General features: G+C 59.3%; 19 protein-coding genes. 3 read left to right on the top strand and 16 right to left on the bottom strand.

Annotation, left to right across the window (positions count from 1 at the left end; translation table 11 throughout):
- Positions 1 to 20: 20 nt before the first annotated feature.
- The 12 genes from WKF55_04490 to WKF55_04435 all read right to left on the bottom strand — a co-directional run bounded on the left by WKF55_04490 (position 21) and on the right by WKF55_04435 (position 20,054).
- Complete coding sequence (locus tag WKF55_04490; protein ID MEJ7758831.1) at positions 21 to 1,088, bottom strand: ABC transporter ATP-binding protein; 1,068 nt, start codon at positions 1,086 to 1,088, stop codon at positions 21 to 23.
- Positions 1,085 to 2,230, bottom strand: a complete 1,146-nt coding sequence (locus tag WKF55_04485; GenBank protein ID MEJ7758830.1) for an extracellular solute-binding protein — start codon at positions 2,228 to 2,230, stop codon at positions 1,085 to 1,087. The genes WKF55_04490 and WKF55_04485 overlap by 4 nt, the downstream gene beginning before the upstream one ends.
- The gene (locus tag WKF55_04480; protein ID MEJ7758829.1) at positions 2,227 to 4,566 is read right to left on the bottom strand and encodes a PIG-L family deacetylase; all 2,340 of its coding nucleotides are present in this window, start codon (positions 4,564 to 4,566) and stop codon (positions 2,227 to 2,229) included. Before WKF55_04480 ends, WKF55_04485 begins: the two co-directional genes overlap by 4 nt.
- A gap of 85 nt (positions 4,567 to 4,651) precedes the next feature.
- Positions 4,652 to 7,414, bottom strand: a complete 2,763-nt coding sequence (locus WKF55_04475; GenBank protein ID MEJ7758828.1) for a 2-oxoglutarate dehydrogenase E1 component — start codon at positions 7,412 to 7,414, stop codon at positions 4,652 to 4,654.
- Between the two features lie 65 nt (positions 7,415 to 7,479).
- On the bottom strand, positions 7,480 to 8,193 hold the full coding sequence (locus WKF55_04470) for an MOSC N-terminal beta barrel domain-containing protein (protein ID MEJ7758827.1): 714 nt from the start codon (positions 8,191 to 8,193) through the stop codon (positions 7,480 to 7,482).
- Positions 8,190 to 8,648, bottom strand: a complete 459-nt coding sequence (locus WKF55_04465; GenBank protein MEJ7758826.1) for a hypothetical protein — start codon at positions 8,646 to 8,648, stop codon at positions 8,190 to 8,192. Before WKF55_04465 ends, WKF55_04470 begins: the two co-directional genes overlap by 4 nt.
- Positions 8,649 to 8,915: 267 nt before the next feature.
- Positions 8,916 to 9,446, bottom strand: a complete 531-nt coding sequence (locus tag WKF55_04460) for a YMGG-like glycine zipper-containing protein (GenBank protein ID MEJ7758825.1) — start codon at positions 9,444 to 9,446, stop codon at positions 8,916 to 8,918.
- Positions 9,447 to 9,503: 57 nt separating this feature from the next.
- Positions 9,504 to 10,808: a hybrid sensor histidine kinase/response regulator gene (locus WKF55_04455; GenBank protein ID MEJ7758824.1), complete on the bottom strand. Its 1,305-nt coding sequence runs from the start codon at positions 10,806 to 10,808 to the stop codon at positions 9,504 to 9,506.
- On the bottom strand, positions 10,808 to 11,401 hold the full coding sequence (locus tag WKF55_04450) for a chemotaxis protein CheB (protein MEJ7758823.1): 594 nt from the start codon (positions 11,399 to 11,401) through the stop codon (positions 10,808 to 10,810). Before WKF55_04450 ends, WKF55_04455 begins: the two co-directional genes overlap by 1 nt.
- On the bottom strand, positions 11,401 to 12,276 hold the full coding sequence (locus tag WKF55_04445; protein ID MEJ7758822.1) for a protein-glutamate O-methyltransferase CheR: 876 nt from the start codon (positions 12,274 to 12,276) through the stop codon (positions 11,401 to 11,403). Before WKF55_04445 ends, WKF55_04450 begins: the two co-directional genes overlap by 1 nt.
- Positions 12,261 to 18,632, bottom strand: a complete 6,372-nt coding sequence (locus WKF55_04440; protein ID MEJ7758821.1) for a HAMP domain-containing protein — start codon at positions 18,630 to 18,632, stop codon at positions 12,261 to 12,263. The genes WKF55_04445 and WKF55_04440 overlap by 16 nt, the downstream gene beginning before the upstream one ends.
- Before the next feature lie 249 nt (positions 18,633 to 18,881).
- Positions 18,882 to 20,054, bottom strand: a complete 1,173-nt coding sequence (locus WKF55_04435; protein ID MEJ7758820.1) for a hypothetical protein — start codon at positions 20,052 to 20,054, stop codon at positions 18,882 to 18,884.
- A 100-nt stretch (positions 20,055 to 20,154) separates the two neighbouring features.
- Here WKF55_04435 and WKF55_04430 point away from each other — a divergent pair, with 100 nt between their 5' ends.
- A complete protein-coding gene (locus WKF55_04430) occupies positions 20,155 to 21,627 on the top strand; it encodes an ATP-dependent DNA helicase RecQ (protein MEJ7758819.1) in 1,473 nt (490 codons plus the stop codon).
- A 15-nt stretch (positions 21,628 to 21,642) separates the two neighbouring features.
- Here WKF55_04430 and WKF55_04425 read toward each other — a convergent pair whose 3' ends face one another.
- Entirely contained in the window at positions 21,643 to 22,071 is a 429-nt protein-coding gene (locus WKF55_04425) for an OsmC family peroxiredoxin (GenBank protein MEJ7758818.1), read from the bottom strand.
- 160 nt (positions 22,072 to 22,231) lie between these two features.
- Here WKF55_04425 and WKF55_04420 point away from each other — a divergent pair, with 160 nt between their 5' ends.
- Complete coding sequence (locus tag WKF55_04420; GenBank protein ID MEJ7758817.1) at positions 22,232 to 22,648, top strand: SufE family protein; 417 nt, start codon at positions 22,232 to 22,234, stop codon at positions 22,646 to 22,648.
- 51 nt (positions 22,649 to 22,699) lie between these two features.
- Complete coding sequence (locus tag WKF55_04415) at positions 22,700 to 23,137, top strand: DUF6526 family protein (protein ID MEJ7758816.1); 438 nt, start codon at positions 22,700 to 22,702, stop codon at positions 23,135 to 23,137.
- A 24-nt stretch (positions 23,138 to 23,161) separates the two neighbouring features.
- Here WKF55_04415 and WKF55_04410 read toward each other — a convergent pair whose 3' ends face one another.
- From WKF55_04410 to WKF55_04400, 3 genes are read right to left on the bottom strand one after another with little or no spacing between them, the layout of a single operon-like run.
- Positions 23,162 to 23,584 (bottom strand): secondary thiamine-phosphate synthase enzyme YjbQ, encoded by a 423-nt coding sequence (locus WKF55_04410; GenBank protein ID MEJ7758815.1) that lies wholly within the window; start codon positions 23,582 to 23,584, stop codon positions 23,162 to 23,164.
- Positions 23,581 to 24,102 (bottom strand): hypothetical protein, encoded by a 522-nt coding sequence (locus WKF55_04405; GenBank protein MEJ7758814.1) that lies wholly within the window; start codon positions 24,100 to 24,102, stop codon positions 23,581 to 23,583. Before WKF55_04405 ends, WKF55_04410 begins: the two co-directional genes overlap by 4 nt.
- Before the next feature lie 33 nt (positions 24,103 to 24,135).
- Positions 24,136 to 24,759, bottom strand: a complete 624-nt coding sequence (locus WKF55_04400) for a DNA-3-methyladenine glycosylase (GenBank protein ID MEJ7758813.1) — start codon at positions 24,757 to 24,759, stop codon at positions 24,136 to 24,138.
- Positions 24,760 to 24,798 lie beyond the last annotated feature (39 nt).

Here is a 24,798-nt window from a genome sequence, read left to right as displayed (position 1 = left end):
CCGACGGGAGTTTCATCGCCTCAGTCACCATATACCACTGGCAACGGCTCGCGAATCACCCTTACTCCCGTCGTGTCCCCTTCGCGCAACCCCATCTTCGGCGAAGCGACCTCAACAGTGACGTCGTCTGCAAGCTTCACTTTATAGATTGCACTTCCCCCTGTGAAACGGCGGTCGACCACCTGGCCGCGCCATGTGTCGTGGTTCTCCGAAGAATCGAGGTCGAGAGCATCTGGACGGAAAACGACGAGCGGCCGGCCCCTCTGGCCATTGCTCGCCTGCGAACGCGTTGCCGCGAATTCCATTCGGCGTCCACCCACCGTGACCGCCACCCGCTCTCCCAGCTCTTCGCCCGGCAGAATTGTCGCCCGTCCTATGAACCGCGCTACTTCGAGCGATTCCGGCCGGTCGTAGAGATCATCGGATCTGCCAATCTGAAGGAGCCTTCCCTTCCGGAGCAGAGCGATCCTGTCGGCGATCGCGAACGCATCCTCCTGATCGTGCGTCACGAATAACGCCGGCACTCCGACCCGGTGCAGCATCGATCGCAGCTCGTCGCGCGTGCTCTGCCTCAGTGTCGGATCCAGGTTGGACAAAGGCTCGTCGAGGAGCAGAACACTGGGCTCGATCACCAGTGCCCGGGCAAGTGCAACCCGCTGCTGTTCTCCTCCGGACAGCGACTGAATGCCTCGTTTACCGGCCCCGCCCAACCCAACTGATTCCAGCACCTCGCGGGCACGGGCGAGACGGGTCGTGCGGTCCACGCCCCGAGCCTCGAGCCCAAACGCCACATTCTCCTCGACAGGCATGTGTGGAAACAGCGCGTAATGCTGAAACACCATTCCGAATCCGCGTTTCTGCGGCGGCAGTGACGTGATATCCCTGCCGTCCAGCAATACCTGACCCGCGTCCGGTGTTTCGTATCCCGCGGTAATTCTCAGCGTCGTTGTTTTTCCGGAGCCGGACGCGCCTATTAGTGCCAGCAGCTCTCCTGCGGGAATATCGAGCGAAACATTGTCGACGGCTGCATGCTCCCCAAAGCGGCGGGTGATTCCGCGCAGCGCCAGCGCGCCGCCGCCGTCACTCACTTATTGCGTCCGCTGTTCCTGATATTCGCGTCCCAGTACTTCATCCAGTCGTTCAGATTTTCGGCCATCACTTTCCGGTCTACAGGCATCGGCTTGATCTTCGCCTTCGCATCCTGAATCCACTTCGGCAGCGAGGCGGCGGGAATGTCGGTGCGGGCAGGTATTCGCAGAAACTTGTCCGCCGAGGCGATGAGTGCCTCGGGAGTTGTGACGAACTCGTAGTACAGCTGCGCCTCTTTCATGCGTTCCGTTCCGCGAACCACCGCGATGCCGTCTACCAGCAGCGGTGTTCCGCTCGACGGAATGACATAATCCACCGGAATCTTGAGACGTTGCTGCAACGTCGCGATATCCGGCATGTCCCAAAGTGTAATGACGCCTTCCTGCCTGCCGAGCTTCTGGTACAGAATGGTGGGATTGAGTACGTATTCACGTGTATTCGCGTCGAGTTTGCGCAGCCACGCATACCCCTGCTCCGGCGAGCCCGTCCGTGCTACTGAGCGGGCGATGATGGCTCCGAAAATCGCCCGCATCGTGCCCGAGGCGATCGGGTCGCGGATGAGAATCTTTCCCTTCCATTTCGGATCGAGCACATCATCCCAGTCCTTTGGCGCGTCAGCACGCGATACTGCGGCTGTGTTGTATCCGATGACTTCCGGCGTCAGATACGTACCGTACCAGTGATCGCCACCGTCACGTCCTTCGACGCTCACCGAGTTCGACCATGTGGGGATATACGGCTGGAGCAGGTTCTCTTTCGTCGCGCGGTCAAATGCCTCAGCCGGCGCACCGAACCAGATATCTGCCTGCGGATTTGCCGCTTCGGCCCTCACGCGGTCGAGGACTTCCTGGGATCCCATGTCGACCCACTGCACGTCGATAGTGGGATTCGCTTTTTCGAATCCCTGCTCGAAATATCCAAGCAGATCCTTACCGTGCGGAGAATACACAGTAAGAACCGTTCGCTCGTCACTGCTGCAGGAGATTGTGACGAGTCCCGTCGCAATCGTTATCGCCAGTCGCAACTTTTCTGACGAACGACGCAGGCATCCACTGAGCGGCATGCGCCTGCCTTCTTCGTTCCGCCGCCATGACTTCATGCCTTCGCGTCTTCGTGGCAGATTCAGCATGTCGGTATTCATCGCGCCCTTTCTCCCTTCATGGAAAGAAGATTCACGAACAGGCGTGTTGCGCCGGTGACTCCAACCGGCAACTGTCTGAAAAATGCCAGCGTTGTATAGATGTACATCCCCCTCCCGTACGGAGTGATGAGCACGGCTCCGCGGTTAGCGGCTTCCCCCGGATCATTCATCGCGAGCAGCGGACGATACCGCGCGTCGAATGTACGGGGCATGTACAGTCCCCGCTCCTGAACCCAGCCGTCGAAATCGGAACTGGTAATGCGGTTAGGATAGCCCAGCGCAGGCGAGCCCGCATCGAGGATGGTGACAGGAACGTTTTCCTCGGTAACGCGATCGTGAGGCCGGGTGATGGTGATCGGATACGGCATGACCCCTTCCCGCATCATTTCGTATTGACCGAATTGAACGACCAATGTGCCTCCGCGCATGGCGAAGTCGAGAAGATATGGATTATTGCTTATCAGCTCCCGGTTTGATTCGTAGGCGCGGGGCCCGACGACGACCGCCGTGAAGCGAGACAGATCGACGGTGGGTATCGAGGCTGCCTCGACCACCGTCACCGGGATGCCAAGCTGCGCGAGTGCCGGCGCCACGTTGTCACCGACACCAGGGACATAGGCAACACGCAAATTTGCGGGAACAGCGACGTCGATAGTCGCCATTCGCACTTCTGCACGCCGGTACTGCCGCTGCGGAGTGATGTGCTCGTAATCGATCGGCACGAATCCGGAATTGTATGTGGTCCCATTCATCGATGCAGTAGCGCTGATCACGTGAACGCCGGCGGCAAGGCGGCCCCGCACTCGAAAGCTGATCGTTCTCGTGCCTCCAGAATCCAGGGGCACTACTCTCGACGCTGAATCGGCCGTCAGTCCGGCCGGCAGCACCAGCGACACCGTAACCGGCTGCCTTCGCATCAATGCCGACCGGAGCGTTACGTTGAAAAACTTGTCGAGAGGCGCACTGGCTCTCGATATCTCGACCGGCCGATCAAGGGCCACACTGATGGAGGGAGTTACCGCGAGTGGACGTTGCACTTCCCCCCGAATTGCGTCGGCGAAGCGGAACACGATGGGGACACGCACCTCGACCGGAGCTGCACCGGCAATTGAGACCGGCACCCGCAGCCACTCACTTTTCTCGCGCTCGTCTTCCGATATCACGCCGATAGGGGGCGCGAAGAGATCTCCCCGTCTTGGAACGGCGAGCCACCACGGCTGGGTGATTGGCACGCCCCGCACGTATGTCATCCACCGATAGCTGCTGTCCGATGCAACCACAATCATCGTACCGGACCCACCATTGCTGTCGCCTGCAGAACGCGGAATGGAGACCGGTGATCGAGACCGGTTGAACACGGTCACAGTAACGTTGGCGCTGTCGCCCAATGCCAGGTGCCGCCGGTCGGCAATTGCCTCCACCGCAACCCCCGCTGCTGTGATCGCGCCAGCGGCGTCACCCGCGGAACCTGCTGCTGGAATGCCCTCGAGTCCGTCGAAAATGCCTTGTTCTGTTTTGGCGTCAGAACTCTCGTTTACCCGGCTCTGCTCGCGGCGCAAATAGTCCCACACGACCCCTTTCCGCTGCAGACTTCCGAAACCCTGAGACTTGTGCTGAGACCGGCTCTCACCGGCAATCTCTGCATACGATCTGCCCAACGCTGAGTTGTATTCGCCGACATTGAAGCGAAGCGTGGCCGCGTCGGGCGCGAAGCGCGCCGCCTGATACAGCTTTAGGGGAGACCACGCCGGTCCAAACCTGTTCGCCGGGAACTTTATAGTATCCGACGCCACCTGGTACACTTCCCTGGTGATGATGCCGGATACCTGGTGCTGGCCATGTCCGTCACGCGGTGTACCAGAGAAAATCGATACGATGACATGCGGCCTGAACGCGCGAACGACTTTGACGACATCGTTGAGCAGAGAATCTCTGGGCCAGTGCGCAAAGGTTTCAGCTGCATTCTTGGAAAAACCAAAATCGTATGCTCTCGTAAAGAACTGGTGCGCGCCGTCGACACGCCTCGCCGCGAGCAGCTCCTCGGTGCGGATTATTCCCAGCGCCTCGCCCAGCTCATTTCCAATCAGATTCTGGCCGCCATCGCCACGAGTGAGTGACAGATAAGCCGTTTCGGCGCGGCCGCCGCGCTGTAGCCAGGCGATCAGCTGCGTATCCTCATCATCAGGATGTGCACCGATTACCAGCACGCGACGCGCGTCGGTTTCCCATTCCGACCCCACTGTTCCCCACGCAACCGCGCCGCGTTCCCGGGAGAACAGGGATCGCGGCGCAGCCATCACCATCAATGCAAAAAGAGCAAGGACTGCTCGCGTCATGTTCTCTTCGTGTTTGAGAAACCTGCCCCGCTGTCCGACATCCAGCACCGTGAATCACCCAGCGGCGTGATTCGGAAACTGCGAGTCAGGTTCTGCTCGACTCCATACCGCGCCGACGTGAACCGGCCAGAGCCTGCACCGGCGCCACGACCTCGGCAACGACCCGCTCCTGCTCGATCTTGTGCGCAGACGCATAACCTTCAGCCGGACTGGCCCGATCAGGACGGCCCGAGTACCGGACGATCATCGCATTACCAGTCGACACTCTGAGCCGCGGCGACACGTAAGTCCACCCACCCATGTTCTTTGGCTCTTCCTGAGCCCACACCACTTCTTCGGCCGAAGGGTAAAGATCAACAATCCTGGCGACATCCTCGTGCGGCCACGGATAAAGCTCCTCCACACGGACAAGCGCGACGTGAGGCGCTCGCCGGGCCGCGAGATCGTAATAAATCTTGCCCGTGCAGAAGACGAGCCTCGTCACCGCTTCCCGGTCGAGCGAGGCAACGGGATCGTCAATCACCGGCAGGAACCCGACATCGGCAAGATCGGTGAGCTTCGATGCCGCCTCCGGTAGCCTCAACAGACTTTTCGGCTGCATCAGCACCAGCGGCCGCCTCCGCCCCGCCACCGCCTGACGCCGCAGGGCGTGATAGTACTGTGCCGGGGTGGACAGGTAAGCCACCGTCATGTTCCCCTCTGCGCACGACTGCAGAAAACGCTCGAGCCGCGCACTGGAATGCTCGGGTCCCTGCCCCTCATATCCGTGCGGCAGAAGCAGGACGATACCCGAATTCTGCCCCCATTTCGCACGATCCGAAATGATGAACTGATCGATTATCGGCTGCGCGACGTTCACAAAGTCCCCGAATTGCGCTTCCCACAGCACCAGCGACTGCCGCATTGCGGTGCTGAATCCGTACTCGAATCCGAGCACCGCCGTCTCGGACAACGGACTGTTGTGGATCTCGAATCGGGCTTTCGCTTCCGGTAGATGTTGCAACGGAATGTGAGTCTCGCCAGTGTCGGCGTCGTGCAGAACTGATTGACGGTGCGAAAACGTACCGCGCTCCACGTCCTGCCCGGTGAGCCGCACGGTCACCCCATCGACGAGCAGTGAGGCAAACGCGAGCGTTTCTGCATGACCCCAGTCGATGCTGGCCGCTCCGCCCATTGCCTCGCGGCGCCGCAGCAGTGTTTTCGCCAGCCGGCTGTTGGGTTTGAAGTCCCTGGGCCAGCTGAGTAACTGTTCGTTCAGCGCGACGAGCTGCTCCGACCGCGGCGCGTGCCCTGCCTCGGGTGCCGCATCAGACGGTGGTTCCCCGACGATTCGCTCACCGTCAACGGGTTTCTCTCCGTCGCTCGGCGTCGCACCGGTCTGGATTCTCTCGAACTTTTCAGCGATCTCGCTATCCAGCGCCTGCACGTCGACATCCGTCACGATGCCCTCCGTAACGAGCCGTGCCCCCCAAACCGCACGAGGCGTCGGATGCGTGCGAATCTGCGTGTACATGGCGGGCTGCGTGAACGCCGGCTCGTCGGTTTCATTATGGCCATGCCGGCGGTAGCCAACCAGATCCACCAGAAAATCCTTGCCGAACCTGGCGCGATAAGCGACGCCTAGCCGCATCACACGGATGCAGGCACCCGCATCTTCGGCATTCACATGAACAATTGGAACTTCAAATCCTTTCGCAAGATCGCTGGCGTAGTGCGTCGATCGCGCGTCGACAGGATCAGTAGTAAAACCGACCTGATTGTTGGCGATAATATGAAGAGTCCCACCCACGCGATACCCGTTCAGCCTCGACATATTGAACGTCTCGGCGACCACTCCCTCCCCGGGAAACGCAGCATCGCCATGTATGCAGACCGGTACCACGGCTGACTCGTCGCGTTCACCGCCGCCGGCGATAATTGCCTGTCGTGCCCGTGCAACTCCCTGCAACACAGGGTTGGCGAACTCCAGATGGCTCGGGTTCGGAATGAGCGACACCACGACTTCGCGCCCGCCAACCTTCCGCTTCCCCGTCGCACCGAGGTGATATTTCACGTCACCCGTTTCACTCTCGGCAGTACTCGAAGCGTGTTTCCCTTCGAATTCGCCAAAAATTGTCTTGTACGGTTTGCCCAGCACATGAGCGAGAACATTGATCCGTCCGCGATGCGCCATGGCGATCGTCAGCTCTGTCGCGCCTTCCCCCGCGGAACTTTCGATTGCGGCATCGAGCATTGGCACGAGCATGTCCGTGCCTTCGATAGAGAAGCGCTTGTAGCCCTGGTATGCGCGGCCGAGGAATCGCTCGAGGCCGTCGACTTCAGTCAGCCGCCGAAGCACTGCCTTGTTTTCATCGGCGCTCAAGGGCTCGTTCAATCGTCCTTCTTCGATCTGATCCTTGATCCACTCGCGCTCGCTGGCCTGGCCAAGGTGATCGAACTCAAATCCGATATTACTCGAGTAGAGCGATCGGAGCCGCGAAACGACGTCCGCTGCGGTTGGTTCGGAAGATCGCAACACCTCGCCTGGAATTGCCGCGAGATCCCCCTCGGTCAGGCCGTGGAACTCAAGCGTCAGCTCCGGCGTGCCCGGCGGCCGGTTACCAAGCGGGTCAATCTCGGCGGCAAGATGTCCGAACGCACGAATGGAATCAACGAGGGCTGCAGCAGCGGCGGCTTTTTTCAACAGCGCTGTGCCGGCTTGCTGTGGCTTACCGGCGGTAAGCGATTCGGCAAACCGGAAAAACTGACGCCATGATTCGTCGACCGCTGCACGATCGCCAAGGTATGACTCGTACATCTCGGCGATGTACCCGTCATTGAAAACGCTCGTAATCGGATCGCTCGACATTTTTCTAATTTAACGCTGGCGGCGGGCGAACGAAGAGCGCAGCCGACATCAGTACCCGCGGCTGTTCACTCGTTGAGGATGACCGGATCGCCCAGCGCAACCCGGCCGGGTTGAACTGTCGATCCATACACGCCAAGGCATGCCTCGCGCTTCTGGGCAATAGCTCGGAGGATCGCCGGGTCTCTCTCTATCGTCAGCGGATCGACGTTGACCATCACACACCGCTTGTCCCGCTTGTCGACGCGCATTGTCATCCCTCCAACATGCAGCACTCGTCCAACCCAGGAGTCCTCAGAGTAAGGCGCTCCCCGCGATGCATCGATGATGAGGTTGGGCCGGAAGCGCTGGATGTCGAGTTCGCGCCCGACGAGGCGACTGAGTGCAGCGACTGTCTGAATAGTCATGAGCGCGAGGGGCATGGTGTCGAATACTCCGAGGTCATGCTTGATCGCGCGCACGCCGCCGCCGAGTGCGGCGGCCAGCTCGGGGTCGACTGTTTCGAGATCGCGACCGTGGGGCGTCCGTACCATCGTGGGGGATGTGTCCGGGCGGTCGGGGTCCGAGAACCATGGCCGGAAGCGCCACATATCCGGCCGCTCCCGGATTGTCAGCCACGGGAAGCCACTTCGGCCCTTGTCGTTCTGGACGAACGCCCATCGGCGGTCGCCGGCCAGGCCGTTCCAGGAAACATCCACCGCCTGCAGCGGCTCGCCGAGCATCGACTTGACCGGGTAGCGCCAGAGTGCCACCACCCGGCCCGCTTCGACGCCAGGCGTCATTCAAGTATCTGGCTGCGCGACCTGTTCGAGTGACCCAGAGGCAACGCGGCTGCTGCCGATGCATTTCCGCTGGAGCACGAAGAAGGCGACGCAGCGGTCAGAATCCGCTGCGCCATTTCCCGCTGAAGCGTTGGCAGATACAGAAACCCCGCAATGCCGTTTACATCCAGCAGGTGCGCTTCGTCCGGGCGCCTCGATAGGCTTACGGCAATGACAGCCGTCCGCGAAAGGAGCGCGTCATTCTCCCAGCAGTTGAGAGACAGCGTTGCCAGCAGCTCATAATCGCAGATCACGATGTCCGGGGCTCTGTTGCTTGCCGCCGTTACTGCGTCGGCAAGCCCCGTTGCCGCTCGAGTCGAAAATCCAATAGCCTGGAAATACCGCGCGTAGTGGTCGCTCAACATCGGATGGCGGCCGACACAAAGGGCAAAAATATTTGAAAGTTCCCTCGTCACAGTCCCATCGTAGGGCTTGGTTCACGGGTACACAAGGGGAAACCTGGCACCGCTTTGTCACAAAAAGTGGACAGATCTGCCGGACACTGAGACAAGTCAGATCCGCAACTCTCATTGTTGCGATTTGGGGGGGCGGCTCGGGGCACTGCCAATTTGACACAAAAACGCCCCGTACATCAGGTACGAGGCGTTGGTGTGTCCTGCACTTCCGGATTCTCACCCCGTGCTCCGCTAAAAGGCTCGGAGCGCACAGGGAAACCGGTTGGCTTAACGGCGCTGGACGTCCACGTTGTTGCCGATGACGCCACCCAGGACTGCTCCGGCAACACCACCAATAACGGCACCCTTGACCTTGTCACGGCTGGTCGTTGCGCCGATCACGGCTCCAGCAGCTGCGCCAATCGCAGCGTCACGCTTGGTGTGCTTTACAATGGTAGTCCGCCGCGGGGCAGGGGCAGAATATGTCCCGGACGAGCGCGATCCCGAGGCGCGGGACGAGCCCGACGACCGGCTGCTGCTCCGCCTCGCTACCGGACGGTCACGATAAACGATTCTCTCCCGAACCGGCGCTGCGTAAGCAACCGGCGCCGCAGCATAGCCCAGCGGGGCAATTCCCTGCGAAGCGTAGGCCCGCTCTGCAGCAGAAACGCTATCCATCGCCATATAGGGCCGCGCTTGCGCCGCGAGGGTCAGGTCCGCATTCAGGGCCTCATCGATGTTGCTTTTGCTGTCTTCGCGTCCGCAGGCGACTGTCAAAATGGCTGCGGGGACCAGTAAGAACTTGCTGAATGAAACCATGTATCCTCCTGAATTGACGGCCGCGGCACGCGGCCAGACATCATGTAGAGGCAGGGTCTATGCCACTCGCTCGCCGGCCTGGCCCACTGTCTCAACCGGTTTATCTTCAATTTCGAGAACCTTTGGTCGGCCTTCAGCCGGCAGGACCAACCGGAACGTGCTCCCTTCGCCCGGAACCGACTTCAGTTCCAGGGTGCCATCCAGGAGCGTGGCCAGTCTGCGAGAGATAGGCAGGCCGAGACCAGTACCCAGATGCTGGGTGGGCGATACCTGCACGAACTCCTCGAAGACGCGCAGCTGATCGTCCTCGGTGATCCCCTCGCCCTGGTCGGTTACTGAAATCGAGACGCCCCCGCCATCCAGCTTTGCGCAATCGACGCGGATAGGCTTTTTCTCGCCGAACTTGATCGCATTCGACAGAAGATTGAGAAGAATCTGACGGACGCGGCGAGGGTCCGTGATGATCGAGACGGCTTCCGGAGGATGCTCGAAAGTGAGCTCTGTACCATGCTCGTCGGCAAGAGGGCGAACGGTGACAAACAAATCTTCAATCAGATGAGTGACATGAACCGGCTGTAGAGCAAGCTCGATCTTTCCCGCTTCGATTTTCGAAAGATCGAGCACGTCGTTTACCAGCTCCAGAAGATGGCGCGCAGCTTTCAATGTGCGCTGCAGGCCTTCGGTCTGCTTTTCGTTCAGCGGACCGTAGATGTTGTCTATCAGAAGGGTGCTGTAGCCGATCACTGCGTTGATCGGTGTCCGCAGCTCGTGGCTCATCGATGCGTAAAACCTGTTTCGGACACCCATTGCCTGCTCGAGCTCTTTCTGCCGGGAGTGCAGCTGGTTGTTGAGTTCGGTGAGCTGTGCGGCTGACTTTGCCTCTGCCTCGAGAAGCTCGGCGCGGTGCTGGAGTTCCAGCTCGCGCTTCTCGCTGTCGGCGAGGAGCTCCGCCTGTTCCTTGATCTGTTGCTGTTTGAGAAAGAGGTCGACGAACACGGCGACTTTCGATCGCAGGACGTCGGGGTTGAATGGCTTGAAGACGTAATCCACCGCGCCCATCGAGTAACCCTTGAAGACGTACGCGTCTTCCTTGCTGATGGCGCTGAGGAAAATGATCGGGACAAATCGCGACCTTTCCCGCGACTTGATGATCTGCGCGACGTCGAAGCCGTTCATATCCGGCATTTGAACATCAAGGAGTATGGCCGCAAACTCGTGCTGAAGAACCGATTTGAGTGCCTCGGCCCCGGAATGCGCATGGACGAGTATCTGGCCAAGCGGTTCGAGTATGGCCTCGAGGGCAAGAAGGTTTTCAGGTCGATCGTCGACGAGAAGCAGGCTGACCCGCGGATCGTCCGGCATTATCGCTTCCCGCCCGGTATGGCAGCAGCGCCGGTGACCATCGAGACAAGATGCTTTGCCAGCTGGGGGAGCGGCACTACGTCCGCCTCCGGAACAGCCCGGCGTGCCGCTTCGGGCATCACCGGACTCTCGGCGCTGGACGGATCCTGAATTATCGCTTTGCCACCACGATCGACGATATGACGAAGGCCGCGGGACCCGTCGTCGTTGGCGCCCGTCAGAACGACGCCGATCGTCGAGAACGGATAAGTATCGGCGGCGGAGAAAAATGTGACGTCAATTGATGGTCGGCTGAATCGCACCAGCGGATCGGTGGTAAGCGTTAAATGCCCAAGGTCGACGAGCATGTGGTAGTTGGCTGGCGCGACGTAGATACAGCGAGGTTCCAGCGGCTCTTTATCTTCCGCATCCACGACACGAAGTGACGTGGCGTCCTGCAGAAGCCCCGCCAGGAGATTGTCGGCGTGCCTGCTGCGATGCTGCACCACAGCCAGCGGAACTCCGAAATCGGATGGCAGTGCGCCGAGGAGCATGCTCAGTGCGGCGAGCCCGCCCCATGACGCGCCTATCACAACGATGGACGGCTGCTGCATCACCGCGCCTTCCGGTAGATCTTGTCCGGACCGTTGATCTGCTCATAGCGGTCCTCGTGGGGCGAAAACCGAAGCGACTCCCTGTTGCCGACCGCCAGAATTCCAAACATCGCGAGACTTTCATAAAAGAGCCTATGCACCTTTCCCTGCAGTGCCTTGTCAAAATAGATCATGACGTTGCGGCAGAGAATCACATTGAACTCGCTGAACGACCTGTCGGTCACGAGGTTGTGGAGCGAAAAAACGACGTTCTTCGTCAAAGACGGATCGAAAAGGGCCCCACCGTACTTCGCGAGATAATAATCAGAGAAAGCCTTCTTCCCGCCGGCGGCAATGTAGTTCTCGGTGTACTCCTGCATCCTGTCCACCGGGAAAATTCCTTCCTTTGCTTTCTGCAGGACCACTTCATTGATATCGGTCGCGTAAAGCCGGCACCGCTCGTACAGGCCCTCCTCCTGGAGAAGGATGGCCATCGAATAGACTTCTTCTCCGGTCGCACAGCCCGCGTGCCATATGCGGATAAATGGGTACGTACGGAGGAGGGGCACCACATGCTGGCGGAACGCGCGGTAGAACGTGGGATCGCGAAACATCGCCGTCACGTTGATGGAGAGGTCAAGTAACAGCCTCTCCATCATCTGGGGCTCGTGTAACACGCGATCCTGCAGCGCACTTACCGTCGCCAGCCCTTCGGCTTCGATTCTCTTCCACAACCGGCGTCTGATGGACGCGTAGGCATAGGCGCGAAAGTCGAATCCATATTGCCGGTAGACGCCCTCCAGCAGCAGCTCGATTTCTATCCGCTCGAGCTCCGCGTCGTACGGGGAAACGTCCGCGGCGGCAGTCGGAACGGTCCGGTCTACTTGTAGAGCCACACGCGCAACAGTGATATGAGCTGGCCGGTGTCCACCGGTTTGGTGATATAGTCAGAGGCGCCGGCGGCAATGCATTTTTCTCTGTCGCCCTTCATTGCCTTCGCGGTAAGCGCAATAATCGGAAGCGATTTGAATTCAGGCATGTTGCGGATCGCCCTGGTCGTTTCGTAACCATCCATCTCCGGCATCATCACATCCATCAGTATCACGTCCACATCCGGGTTTTCTTCGAGAGCCGCAAGAGCATCCTTGCCGTTCTCGGCAAACCTCACGTTCATCCCGTGATCCTCGAGAACGCTCGTCAGCGAAAAGATGTTCCGAACGTCATCGTCCACGACCAGTACCCGCTTGTCGCTGATCACGGCGTCTGCGTCATGTAACTGCTCCAGCATCTTTCGCTTCTGCTCCGGGAGCTTTGCTTCGACGCGATGAAGAAACAGGGCTGTCTCATCGAGCAGCCGCTCGGGAGATTTCACATCTTTCACGATGATCGTTTCCGCGTACTTCTTGATCTTTGTCTCCTCGGCTTGAGTGAGCTCCTTGCCGGTGTAAACGATGATCGGAAGATCCGTCATGGCCGGGTTGGATTTCACCTGTTCCAGGAAGTCGAAACCGCTCATGCCCTGCAATCCGAGATCGAGCACGACGCAGTCATAGTGCTTGTTGGACGCCAGCTCCGAAAATGCCGCAGCGGCCGTTTCGACAGCGGTGATTTCGACGTCCTCGTGAGCGATCAGCTCGACGATGGCATCACGCTGTCCCTGATCATCCTCGACGACCAGGAGATGTTTTGGAACGTCTTCGATGAACGTTGCGATCCTGGAGAACGCATCATCGAGCGCTTCCTGGGTGACGGGTTTCTCGAGGTAGGCAAGCGCCCCGGCCTTGAGGCCCTGCTGCCGGCGTTCGACCCCGGTGATGATGTGTACAGGAATGTGCCGCGTGTTTGGATGATGTTTTAGCCGTTCCAGCACCTTCCACCCGTCCATCCCCGGCATGTCGATATCCAGCGTTATCGCGTCAGGACGATACTCATGCGCCGCTGCAAGTCCGCTGTCCCCCTCGAGCGCCACAATTCCCTTGAACCCCTTATCCCTCGCCATACCCAGAAGAATCTTCGCGAAATTCGCATCGTTCTCGACGATGAGCACAGCGCGGTCGCCGGGTTCTATCGATTCGTGATCATCCTCGACGATGTATTGTTTTGCCCGACGGTCGCCGACTACGTGCGACGACACCGGCGTCGGACCCGATGGACCTGACGGACTCGACGGACTCGACGGGCGGGCAGTCTGAACCTGCGTGCTCTGCGATGGTGTCGGACGCCATGTGGATGGTTGAGACCTTTTTGGTCCGCGGGGAGCGTCGACCACATCCATGGCAGTCAACCGCGACCCGCGCGTTGCGTCGGATTCGGATTCCTGAAGCTTGAGGGGAAGAAACAAAGTGAATGTGCTGCCCTTGTCCGGCGTGCTCTCAACGCGGATCTCACCGCCCAGCAACCGTGCAATCTCCCGGCTTATGGAAAGTCCGAGCCCGGTTCCGCCAAACTTCCGGCTCGTAGTTCCATCGGCCTGCTGAAACGCCTCGAAGATCAGTCGCTGCTTGTCGGTGGGAATGCCGACTCCCGTATCGATCACCGCAAAGGCAATCACACCTGCAGCGGCGTCGAGAGCAGGATTCAGGAACCGCCGGGTCTTGTCCGCTCTCCGTACTGAAAGCGTGACTCCTCCCGCAGACGTGAACTTGAACGCGTTCGACAGCAGGTTCTTGAGCACCTGCTCCACTCTCTGTCCATCGGTGATGATCGTCGAGGGCGCGTCGGGGTGCACATCGAACTTGAAGTCGAGGCCTTTCTGATCCGCGATCGGCCGGAAGCCACGGTCGAGAGATCCACCAATCTCCTCGATCGTAACCTCGCTCACCGAAACCTCCATCTTGCCGGCCTCGACCTTCGAAAGGTCCAGCACGTCGTTGATGAGCGACAGGAGATCGCTGCCCGACGAGTAAATGGTGTGAGCGAATTCGACCTGCTTTGGCGTGAGGTTGCCATCCTTGTTGTCGTTCAGCAGCTTCGACAGAATCAGCAGGCTGTTGAGTGGCGTGCGCAGCTCGTGAGACATGTTGGCGAGAAACTCGGACTTGTACTTGGAGCTCAATGCCAGCTGCTCCGCCTTCTCCTCCAACGACAGTCGTGCCGCCTCCACTTCGTCGTTTTTCTGCTCCACTTTCCGGTTCTGCTCCGCTAGCAGAGAAGCCTTTTCCTCCAGCTCCTCGTTGACCTGTTGCAACTCCACCTGCTGATCGCGCAACAATTCCTCGGAGCTCCGCAAAGTTTTTGCCTGCGTTTCCAGATCCGAGTTGGATTTCTTCAGCTCTTCCTGCTGCTGCTTGAGCTCCTGCGACTGGCTCTGGAGCTCCTGCGTGAGATTTTGGGACTGCTCGAGCAGTTCACTCGTACGCATGTTCGCCGAGATCATGTTGAGCACTACTCCGACAGTCTCTGCAAGCTGATCGAGAAAGAGCTGATGGATCTGGCTGAACGGAAGGAACGAAGCCAGCTCGACCACTGCCTTGACCTCACCCTCGAAAAGGATCGGGAGGACAAGAATATTTCGCGGCGGCGCCTCGCCAAGGCCTGACGTTATCCTGATGTAGTCTTCAGGTACGCTCGTCAGCAGGATCGGTTTTTTCTCGAGTGCCGCCTGACCGACGAGCCCCTCGCCGAGCAGGAAGCGATTGCCGACGTGCTTCCGTTCCTTGTATGCGTAGCTCGCAATGAGTTTGAGCACCGCCACGTTGTCATCTTGTTCCATTATGTAAAACGCCCCGTGGTGTGCAGACACCAGAGGGGTGAGCTCGGACATGATGAGCTTGGAAACTGCCGTCAGATCCTTCTGACCCTGCATCATGCGCGAGAATTTCGCCAGGTTGGTCTTGAGCCAGTCCTGTTCGGTATTCTTTTCGGTCGTATCCTTCAGATTCGCGATCATCTGATTGAGGTTGCCCTTGAGCTCGTCGAGCTCGCCCTGCGCCTCGACAGTGATCTGTCTCGACAGATCGCCACGCGTAACCGCCGTCGCCACGTTCGCGATGGCGCGCACCTGCAGCGTCAAGCTGTTGGCCATTGCATTCACGTTATCGGTGAGCGCACGCCACGTTCCGTCTGCATTCGGCACCTCGGCCTGGCCACCCAGCTTGCCCTCTGTTCCCACTTCCTTCGCGACACGTGTCACCTCGTCCGCGAAAATTCTGAGAGAGTCCACCATCGCGTTGATGGTGTCCTTGAGCTCGAGAATTTCTCCGCGGACTTCGACCGTGATCTTCTGCGACAGGTCACCACGGGCAACTGCCGTCGTGACGAGAGCGATGTTGCGGATCTGACCGGTAAGGTTCCCTGCCAGCGTGTTTACGTTGTCGGTAAGGTCCTTCCAGGTCCCGGCAACCCCGGGCACTTCCGCCTGTCCGCCGAGATTGCCTTCGGTGCCGACTTCCTTGGCGACGCGTGTCACCTCGGATGAAAACGCGGAGAGCTGGTCGACCATGATGTTGATCGTGTTTTTCAGCTCGAGTATCTCGCCCTTCACGTCCACGGTCATCTTGCGAGACAGGTCACCACGCGCCACTGCGGTGGTCACGTCGGCAATATTTCTCACCTGCCCGGTGAGATTGCTCGCCATGAAATTCACGTTCTCGGTCAGATCCTTCCACGTGCCGGCTACACCAGGGACGTTTGCCTGGCCACCCAGCCGCCCTTCCGTGCCCACCTCACGCGCAACGCGCGTCACCTCGCCCGCAAGTCCCCCAAGAGAGTCGACCATCGTGTTGATGGTGTTCTTGAGCGCGAGGATCTCACCTTTGACATCCACCGTGATCTTTCGCGATAGATCTCCCTTCGCGACAGCCGTCGTCACATCGGCGATGTTACGGATCTGGCTCGTAAGGTTCCCGGCCAGCGTGTTCACGTTATCCGTGAGATCCTTCCACGTTCCGGCGACACCAGGCACGTTCGCCTGACCGCCGAGCCGTCCTTCAGTGCCCACCTCGCGGGCAACGCGTGTCACTTCATCGGCAAAAGCGCTGAGCTGATCCACCATCGTGTTGATGGTGTCCTTCAGCTCGAGCGTTTCGCCACGCACTTCAACGGTGATCTTGCGGCTGAGATCTCCCTTCGCCACGGCGGTCGTCACGTCGGCAATGTTTCGCACCTGACTGGTGAGATTCCCTGCCAGAGTGTTCACGTTGTCGGTGAGATCCTTCCAGGTTCCCCCGACGCCCGGGACATTCGCCTGTCCCCCCAGCTTGCCCTCGGTTCCCACTTCGCGCGCAACCCGCGTTACCTCCGCAGCAAAACCCGAGAGCTGGTCCACCATGATGTTGATGGTGTTCTTGAGCTCGAGGATCTCGCCTTTCGCGTCAGCGGTAATCTTCCTGCTCAGGTCACCCCGGGCAACGGCGGTCGTGACGTCGGCAATGTTTCTCACCTGCCCGGTGAGATTGCTCGCCATGAAATTCACGTTGTCCGTCAGATCCTTCCAGGTGCCGGCGGCGTCGGGAACTTCAGCCTGTCCACCCAGCTTCCCTTCCGTTCCAACTTCCTTGGCAACACGCGTCACTTCGCCAGCGAAAATTCTGAGTGAATCCACCATCGCGTTGATGGTGTTCTTCAGCTCCAGTATCTCACCCTGAACGTCGACAGTGATTTTCCGCGACAAATCTCCCTTCGCCACCGCGGTCGTAACGTCGGCAATGTTGCGGATCTGGCTGGTAAGGTTTCCGGCCAGTGTGTTCACGTTGTCGGTGAGGTCCTTCCACGTTCCGGCGACACCCGGTACTTCCGCCTGCCCGCCAAGACTTCCCTCGGTTCCGACTTCTTTCGCAACCCGTGTAACTTCGGATGAGAATGCCGACAGCTGGTCAACCATCGTATTGATGGTGTTCTTCAGCTCGAGCATTTCACCCTGAGCGTCAGCAGTGATCTTCCGGCCAAGATCACCTCTGGCGACGGCGGTCGTCACATCGGCGATGTTTCTCACCTGCCCGGTGAGATTGCTGGCCATGAAGTTGACGTTGTCCGTGAGATCCTTCCATGTACCCGCCACCCCCGGGACGTTTGCCTGTCCGCCGAGCTTTCCTTCGGTGCCGACTTCGCGGGCAACTCTCGTCACCTCGGCGGCAAATCCGCTGAGCTGATCCACCATCGTGTTGATGGTGCTTTTAAGCTCGAGGGTCTCGCCTCGCGCTTCGACCGTGATCTTGCGTGACAGATCGCCGCGCGCGACGGCGGTCGTGACGTCGGCGATGTTGCGCACCTGACTGGTGAGATTTCCCGCGAGGGTGTTCACGTTGTCCGTGAGATCCTTCCAGGTGCCTGCAATTCCGGGGACGCTTGCCTGTCCGCCGAGTTTCCCCTCTGTACCTACCTCACGCGCAACCCGTGTCACTTCCGACGAGAATCCGCTCAGCTGATCGACCATCGTGTTGATGGTGTTCTTGAGCTCGAGAATCTCGCCCTTCGCGTCGGCGGTGATCTTTCTCGAGAGATCTCCCTTCGCAACCGCGGTCGTAACGTCGGCAATGTTTCTCACCTGCCCGGTGAGATTGCTCGCCATGAAATTCACGTTGTCGGTGAGATCCTTCCACGTTCCGCCAACACCGGGCACGTTCGCCTGGCCGCCCAGTCGTCCCTCGGTGCCCACTTCGCGCGCTACCCGCGTTACTTCCGATGCAAACGCACCGAGTTGATCGACGAGCGTGTTTACGGTGGTGCCGATGCGCAGAAATTCACCCTGGACGGATTTGCCGTCGATCTCGAGCGTCATCTTCTGCTGCAGGTCGCCCTCGGCGACGGCGGTCAGCACTCTCGCGACTTCCGTTGTAGGTGACACGAGATCGGTGATGAGCGCATTGATCGAGCTGGTAATGGTCGCCCATCCGCCAGTGGCCCGTCCGATCGAGGCGCGCTCATTCATCTGTCCTTCTCGCCCGATCGTCGTGCTCACCCGTACTGCCTCAGACGCAAGCCTTTCGTTACGCTCGGCGATTCCATTGAAGGCGCTCGCGATTTCGTCTATCACCGGGTCGGCAGAGCCAGGCAGCCTTACCGAAAAATCACCGTCGCGGAGATCCTTTAATGCGTCGAGCAGCTCTCCTAGATCAAGGCTGCTTCCTCTCGATCCACCGCCGTTGCCGTTGCGACCTCGCCGCGTCTGGCTGGCCGAGGCGGATTTCCTGCGCGCAGATTGAGTGCCATCCCCATCGCCTTTACTGGCCCCGGGACTCTGCGTGTCACGCCGCGGTCGTTTCGACGGGATCTCGGTTTCTTCCTGAATATCGATTGAATCGCCGATTTCCACGGCATCTCCTGAACGATTGTTTTTTACCAGCCGCGCCTACGCCCGGGCCCGGGAGTCGTGCGAAGGATTACCGTGTCCTGCGCCGCGAAGCAACGAAACCCGCCAATGCATACAAGAGTAGTACCGTCTTTTATTTCCATACGTTCACTCCCGGTACTACAGGCCGGCATACTGGAGTGGAGCAGATCCTCGCAGTACGCCAGTAAAGCTATAGCGTCCACGATATCAGGATGACGCAAGGACAACGAATCACGAAACTTTCCCGGCCATCAGCCGAACCGGTATGCCCCCGTTTTTCGTCCGAAAGACATCTGAGAGTTGTAACCGCATTTGCGCTTCGAGCGCCTTGTCCGCGGAAAGCATTGCAAACCGGTATCCCGTCTTCTGTCGCACGACGTTCCCGAGCTGAGAATAGAGATTTTTCAGTGAACCGGATTCACCTAACCTCAGCCCGTACGGCGGATTGGTGACAATCCAGCCGGGAATATCCGGGATCCTGGCATCCGAGATGGCATCTGCCGATATATCGATGTCTCCGCTCACCCCGGCTCGTTCCGCGTTCGCCCGGGCTGCAGCCACTGCCCCATCGTCCCGGTCGGAGGCCACGATTGAAATCTCTGCCCTGGGGAGCGCTGAACCACGCGCGCGGGCGACTGTATGCTGCCACGCAGATGCGTCATGCGCGGGCCAGTTCTGGAACGCGAATCGACGACCAGCTCCGGGTGCCATTTGCCGTGCCATCAGCGCTGCTTCGATGGCGATTGTGCCGGAACCGCACATTGGATCCACCAGCGGTGACTCGCGATCCCAGCCGCTGCCGATGAGCATCGCCGCCGCCAGAGTCTCACGAAGCGGCGCTTTTGCGACCGCCTGCCGGTAGCCGCGACGATGAAGTAACGCCCCCGAGCTATCCGCGCTGATCGTGCACACATCGTTGACAATGCGCACTACGAACAGCTGAGAATCGCTGGCCGCGTCCGAGTCGTCCAGCTCGTCTTCCGCTTCTGCACCCGCAATCCCCGCTGCGACAGAGCCGCCGAGCTGAGTGTCGACCGCCGCTGCGAGCCGTTCCGTGACAGCGTCCGAATGGTAGAGCCGCGATTTGCGGCACGTGACGCGAAAGTGCACCGATTGCCCAGTCGTCGCAAACCGTTTCCAGGAAACCCTCTTTGCGCGTCGCTCGAGCTCATGGAAACTGTTGGCGTGAAACTCGTCCACCCTGACCAGCACCCGGCTGGCAACCCGGGACCAGAGATTTACCAGTCGCAGCTGGTTGAGTGACCCGTCGAATGACACCCCGCCGGGGATGACCTTGCCGGGCCGCACTCCTATCTCCTGAAGTTCGCGTAGCAGTATTTGCTCCAGCCCGGGAGCAACGATTGCAAAGAGCCGCGATTTTCCCGCGAGAGTGTCCTTTTTCACTGCGCAAAGCTAGTACGCGACGACCAGCCCTGCCGGTTAGCTATGGCAAAGCGGCAGTTCGCCATGGTGCTGCGGAATGGTTCCTGCCAGACACGCCGATATGGGAAAAAAGGTGTCCCGGGTGGCCGCTCGCGTACTGCTTCGCGAGCGCTTCGGCCATACCGATTTCCGAACCGGCCAATGGGGCCCCATCGAGGCGCTTCTTGCTGGCCATGATGCGCTCGTCGTCATGCCAACCGGCAGCGGCAAGTCGATCGTCTACCAGCTCGCGGCGCTGGCATTGCCGGGACTTACTATAGTGGTGAGTCCATTGATTGCCTTGATGAAAGACCAGCAGGACAAGCTTTCCGCGCAAGGTGTCGACGCAGTCGCGATGCACTCGCACCTGTCTTCGCTCGAGACTCGCGAAGCGCAGCGCCAGATATCCGCTGGCGAAGGAGCGCTGCTCTACCTCACGCCTGAGCGGTTCAAGGATCGCGAATTCTTCGACCGGCTGCTGAGCCGCACGGTAAGTCTGTTCGTGATTGACGAAGCCCATTGTGTCAGCCAGTGGGGCCATGATTTCCGGCCCGATTATCTGAGCCTTGGCTCGATCGCAAAGCGGCTTGGCCGCCCGCCGATACTCGCGCTTACTGCTACCGCCACTCAGGAGGTACAGGACGACATCGCGCGCAGCCTCGGCATGCACGAGCCACACATCACCATCACCGGTTTCGCGCGCCCGAACCTGAGATTCGAGGTGAGGCGTACTGTAAATGACAACATCAAGGACACAATTGTCGGGCAGATTCTCGCCGAGGAGGAGGGGTCCGGGGTCATTTACGTTGCGACCGTTAAGGAAGCGGAACGCCTCCACCGGCAGTTCTGCGACCACTTCGACATTGGACTGTATCACGGAAAGCGCACGGCAGCCGACAGAAAAGCGGTTCAGAACGCATTCATGAGCGGGAAACTCAAAGCGATCATCGCCACCAATGCTTTCGGATTGGGAATCGACAAGCAGGAGATCAGGTTTGTTGTTCACTATCATTTCCCGGGCTCGATAGAGGCCTACTATCAGGAAGCCGGGCGAGCCGGGCGCGATGGATTGCCGGCGACATGCACGATGCTCTACAGGGTAGAAGACCGGCGAATACAATCCTATTTTCTGGGCGGCAAATACCCCGAGGTCGCAGAGGCGGCGCTCGTTGCCCTGGCGCTCGAGAAATATCCGCTCGATACGCCGGTCGCGCTGGATGATATCACAACGATTACAGAAGTCACGCAGCGGAAAGCGAAGATCGTGTTCGCGCTTCTCAAGCGGCATGGCCTCGTGCGGGAGCATCGTGGCGGGCGCTGGCAACGACTGCAGGGCAACCTTACTTCAGTCGATCTGAGCGCGGACCTCCACGATTACGAGGAGCGGCGGGCCAACGATCAGCGGAAACTTCGCACCATCATCGAATTCTGTCAGACCACTCAATGCCGCACAAAATTCATTCTCGAGCACTTCGGCGAACAGGATGCGCCCGGTTGGACCTGCGGGAACTGCGATGCGTGCGACGCAAAGCCCGGCTGGGCCAGGCCTGCGTAACACGCAACGGGCCGATCACACGAGCCGCGCGTCCAGCTCGATATCCATGTTTCCCTTGAACGCTTTCGATACCGGGCAGCCGGTAAGGGTTGCATTCGCAATTTCCTGAAATTTCGCGTCGTCGATATCTGGCACCGACGCTGAGACGTCGAGCTTCATACGGGTAATCGCGAATCCGTCGCCGGATTTCTCCACCGTACACGCGGCGCTGGTGTCAACACTCGTTGCCGGCGTCCCGTTTCTTTCGAGACTTCCACTCAGAGCCATGCTGAAGCATGCAGCCTCGGCAGCAGCCAGCAGCTCCTCGGGATTGGAGCCGGTTCCGTTTTCGAACCGGGATCCAAAGTTGTACTGGCCGGTGATTGCTCCGCTCTCGCCATTGAAGCTGCCCTTCCCGCCTTTCATACCGCCTTCCCACTTCGCACTCGCTTTACGCGTTGGCATTCTGTTCCCTGGTGTTTGAATGTTGAGGTGACAATGCAGCCAATGAGAGTTTCGTGCCATTCCAGACATTTCGCGGGCCCGGCTAGATTGCATGATGGACCAGACCGCATCAGTCGCCCTCCCCCCATCCATTGACCGTGTACTGAGGCTTTTCCGCTCGATGGCGCGCGAAGAAAAGATGCAGGCGCTCGTTCAGTATTCGAAAAAGCTCGAGCCGTTGCCTGAGCGCCTCAAGGGCCTCGATCGCGCGGAGTTTAACGTCCCCGAATGCCAGACTCGCGTTGATATCATCCCTGAGATGGTCGACGGCAGGATGTATTTTCACGCCGACCTCAATGCGCGCCAGTCGCCGACGATCGCTGCCGTCCTGGCGATTGTCTTCGGTGCCGTGAACGGCCAGCCGCCGTCGACCACGCTGGCCATTCCGTCCGATTTCGTTCGCACTCTCATGGAAAGTATCGGACTTGGCGCCCGCGAAGTTGGTCTCAATGCCATGATTGGACGGTTGAAGCGCTATGCCGCGGAAGCGGATGCAGGCATCGGGGTGAGCGCGTCCGATGCTCGCGCTGGATCGTAGACGCAGTCATTCGGCCGAAGAATTTTTTCACTAACTTTTCTGGAGTCAGCGATGGCGCAGCAGGAGCAGACTTACGCCACTCACACCCGCCGGCCGCCTGCGCTCTACCTGGTTGGCGCGACCGTGCTGGTGCTCAACGCGCTTTACGCCGTCTGGGTTCTCATTCAGAATCCCGGTGGGGTGACGCTATGGCAGTTGTTTGTGGCGGTGGCACTGGTGCTGGTTGCCCTGGCAATTCGCGGCCATTCGATACGAGTTCAGGATCGTGTGATCCGACTCGAGGAACGCCTGCGACTCTCCCGCATTCTTCCGGAGGATCTCCGCGGCCGGGTGGACGATCTGACACCGTCTCAGCTTATTGCACTACGCTTTGCGTCTGACAATGAGTTAACTGACCTCGTCCGTCGTACGCTCGCCGGTGAGTTCCAGAAGTCGGCGGATATCAAGCGGGAGGTGAAGAACTGGCGCGCAGATTATCTGAGAGCATGAGGTTGAATCCTACTGCCGCCGCTGCTACACCCCCATTGCCTTGATCACCACCCGTTTCGGCCGCCTTCCGTCCCATTCACCATAAAACACGCGCTGCCATGGGCCGAAGTCGAGCTTGCCTCTGGTTACGGGAACTATCACTTCATGCCCGATTGTCAGCGACCTCAAATGTGCCGCTGCGTTGTCCTCACCGGTTCCGCTGTTGTGCCTGTATTCATCCGGCGACCACGGTGCCACCCGGGTCTCGAGCCAGTCAAGAATGTCCTTCCACAGATTCGGCTCGTGGTCGTTCACGAATACCGACGCCGAGATGTGCATTGCCGACACCAGCACGAATCCGTCGTCGATGCCGGCTGCAGCGCGACACGCTTCGACATCGTCGGTGATGTCGATGATCTCCTGCCGCTTTTTCGTGTTGAATGTCAGATACGAAGTGTGGGTCTTCACCCGTTCGTTTCACCGCTCAGGATACGCTCATGCATCAGCGAGTGATGCCATGAATCGGCGGCCCGGGACTTGAACCGTCCGCGCCATTCACCCAAGGTGACGACTGACGTATCGAATACTTCCGTATCGCCATTGACCCTTCCGGCCGCGCTGAGCTCGGAGAATTCGTCGCGCGTGACGGCATGCACGTTCGAGTCATTCGAACGAAAGTAGATTAGTCCGCTCGTGACGAGCTGCGCGCCGATTTCGGGTTCGATGTTCTTCAGAGTTCGGAACAACCCGTCGATTGAACAACCCGAAGCGCCCTCACGGTTCTGATCCACCGCAATGGTGAGAAAGCGGTTTTCGCTCCAGTCGCGGCCCGAGGTCAGAGGCGCACCATGGGCCTTCCAGCTTCCGAGGTAATCATCTGTATGCCTAAGCAAAGCCTCCGCACCACGCGCATCCACATCGGCGCTGGCGCCATAGACCCAGACGCGGGACGAATCAGGAAGGGTTTCGAATTGGGTGATTGGCATTGACTAACAATAATGATTCAACGGCGAGGCAGTTCATTCCACGTCCAGAATTCTCCACATGTACCAGGCTCCTACCGTGCGGTAAGGCGCCCACCTTTTCCCGCGCGCCAGGACCTGCTTCGGAGTGGGGGGCTTTCTCATCCGGTACGCCTTCTGGATTCCTTTCTGTATCCCGAGGTCCAGCTCCGGCAGCACGTCCGGCCGGCCGAGCCTGAACATCATGAACACCTGCGCGCTCCAGCGTCCGATGCCTTTCACCTGGACCAGCGCGTGAATTATCTCCTCATCAGTGAGGTTGTGCAGTGACTCGATCGGCAGCGATCCGTCGATCACATGCTGAGCAAGGTTTCGGACATAGCTCGCTTTCTGACTGGACAGCCCAACAGCGCGCAGTGCTTCGTGCGTGGTCGAGAGAATGGTGTGAGGAACCGGAGACCCACCCTCGCCGATGAGCCCAACCACCCGTCCGTGAATGGTTGCCGCGGCCTTGCCCGATAGCTGTTGATACACGATGGATCTGATGAGCGCATCGAAGTGGGTGCCTTCATTTCTCACATCGAGCGTGCATCTCCCTACTCTTGCAATGACTTCCCCCATCACGGGGTCAACGAATGCAAGATGTGCTGTGGCTTCTCGATGACGCGAATCACGGAGCACTCTTATCTGCCTGTCTGCACAATTCTTCGCATCATTATG

This window comes from Gemmatimonadaceae bacterium, assembly GCA_037721215.1.
GTDB lineage: Bacteria > Gemmatimonadota > Gemmatimonadetes > Gemmatimonadales > Gemmatimonadaceae > UBA4720.
The sequence above is the reverse complement of the archived record's forward strand: the minus strand, read 5'-3'. Positions and strand labels throughout refer to the sequence as shown.

Coding starts and splice junctions, on each gene's coding strand:
- WKF55_04475 (MEJ7758828.1), bottom strand. CDS start 7,414: ATGTCGAGCGATCCGATTACGAGCGTTTTCAATGACGGGTACATCGCC.
- WKF55_04485 (MEJ7758830.1), bottom strand. CDS start 2,230: ATGAATACCGACATGCTGAATCTGCCACGAAGACGCGAAGGCATGAAG.
- WKF55_04480 (MEJ7758829.1), bottom strand. CDS start 4,566: ATGACGCGAGCAGTCCTTGCTCTTTTTGCATTGATGGTGATGGCTGCG.
- WKF55_04460 (MEJ7758825.1), bottom strand. CDS start 9,446: ATGGTTTCATTCAGCAAGTTCTTACTGGTCCCCGCAGCCATTTTGACA.
- WKF55_04405 (MEJ7758814.1), bottom strand. CDS start 24,102: ATGCCAATCACCCAATTCGAAACCCTTCCTGATTCGTCCCGCGTCTGG.
- WKF55_04430 (MEJ7758819.1), top strand. CDS start 20,155: ATGGGAAAAAAGGTGTCCCGGGTGGCCGCTCGCGTACTGCTTCGCGAG.
- WKF55_04450 (MEJ7758823.1), bottom strand. CDS start 11,401: ATGCAGCAGCCGTCCATCGTTGTGATAGGCGCGTCATGGGGCGGGCTC.
- WKF55_04420 (MEJ7758817.1), top strand. CDS start 22,232: ATGGCGCGCGAAGAAAAGATGCAGGCGCTCGTTCAGTATTCGAAAAAG.
- WKF55_04455 (MEJ7758824.1), bottom strand. CDS start 10,808: ATGCCGGACGATCCGCGGGTCAGCCTGCTTCTCGTCGACGATCGACCT.
- WKF55_04415 (MEJ7758816.1), top strand. CDS start 22,700: ATGGCGCAGCAGGAGCAGACTTACGCCACTCACACCCGCCGGCCGCCT.
- WKF55_04425 (MEJ7758818.1), bottom strand. CDS start 22,071: ATGCCAACGCGTAAAGCGAGTGCGAAGTGGGAAGGCGGTATGAAAGGC.
- WKF55_04470 (MEJ7758827.1), bottom strand. CDS start 8,193: ATGACGCCTGGCGTCGAAGCGGGCCGGGTGGTGGCACTCTGGCGCTAC.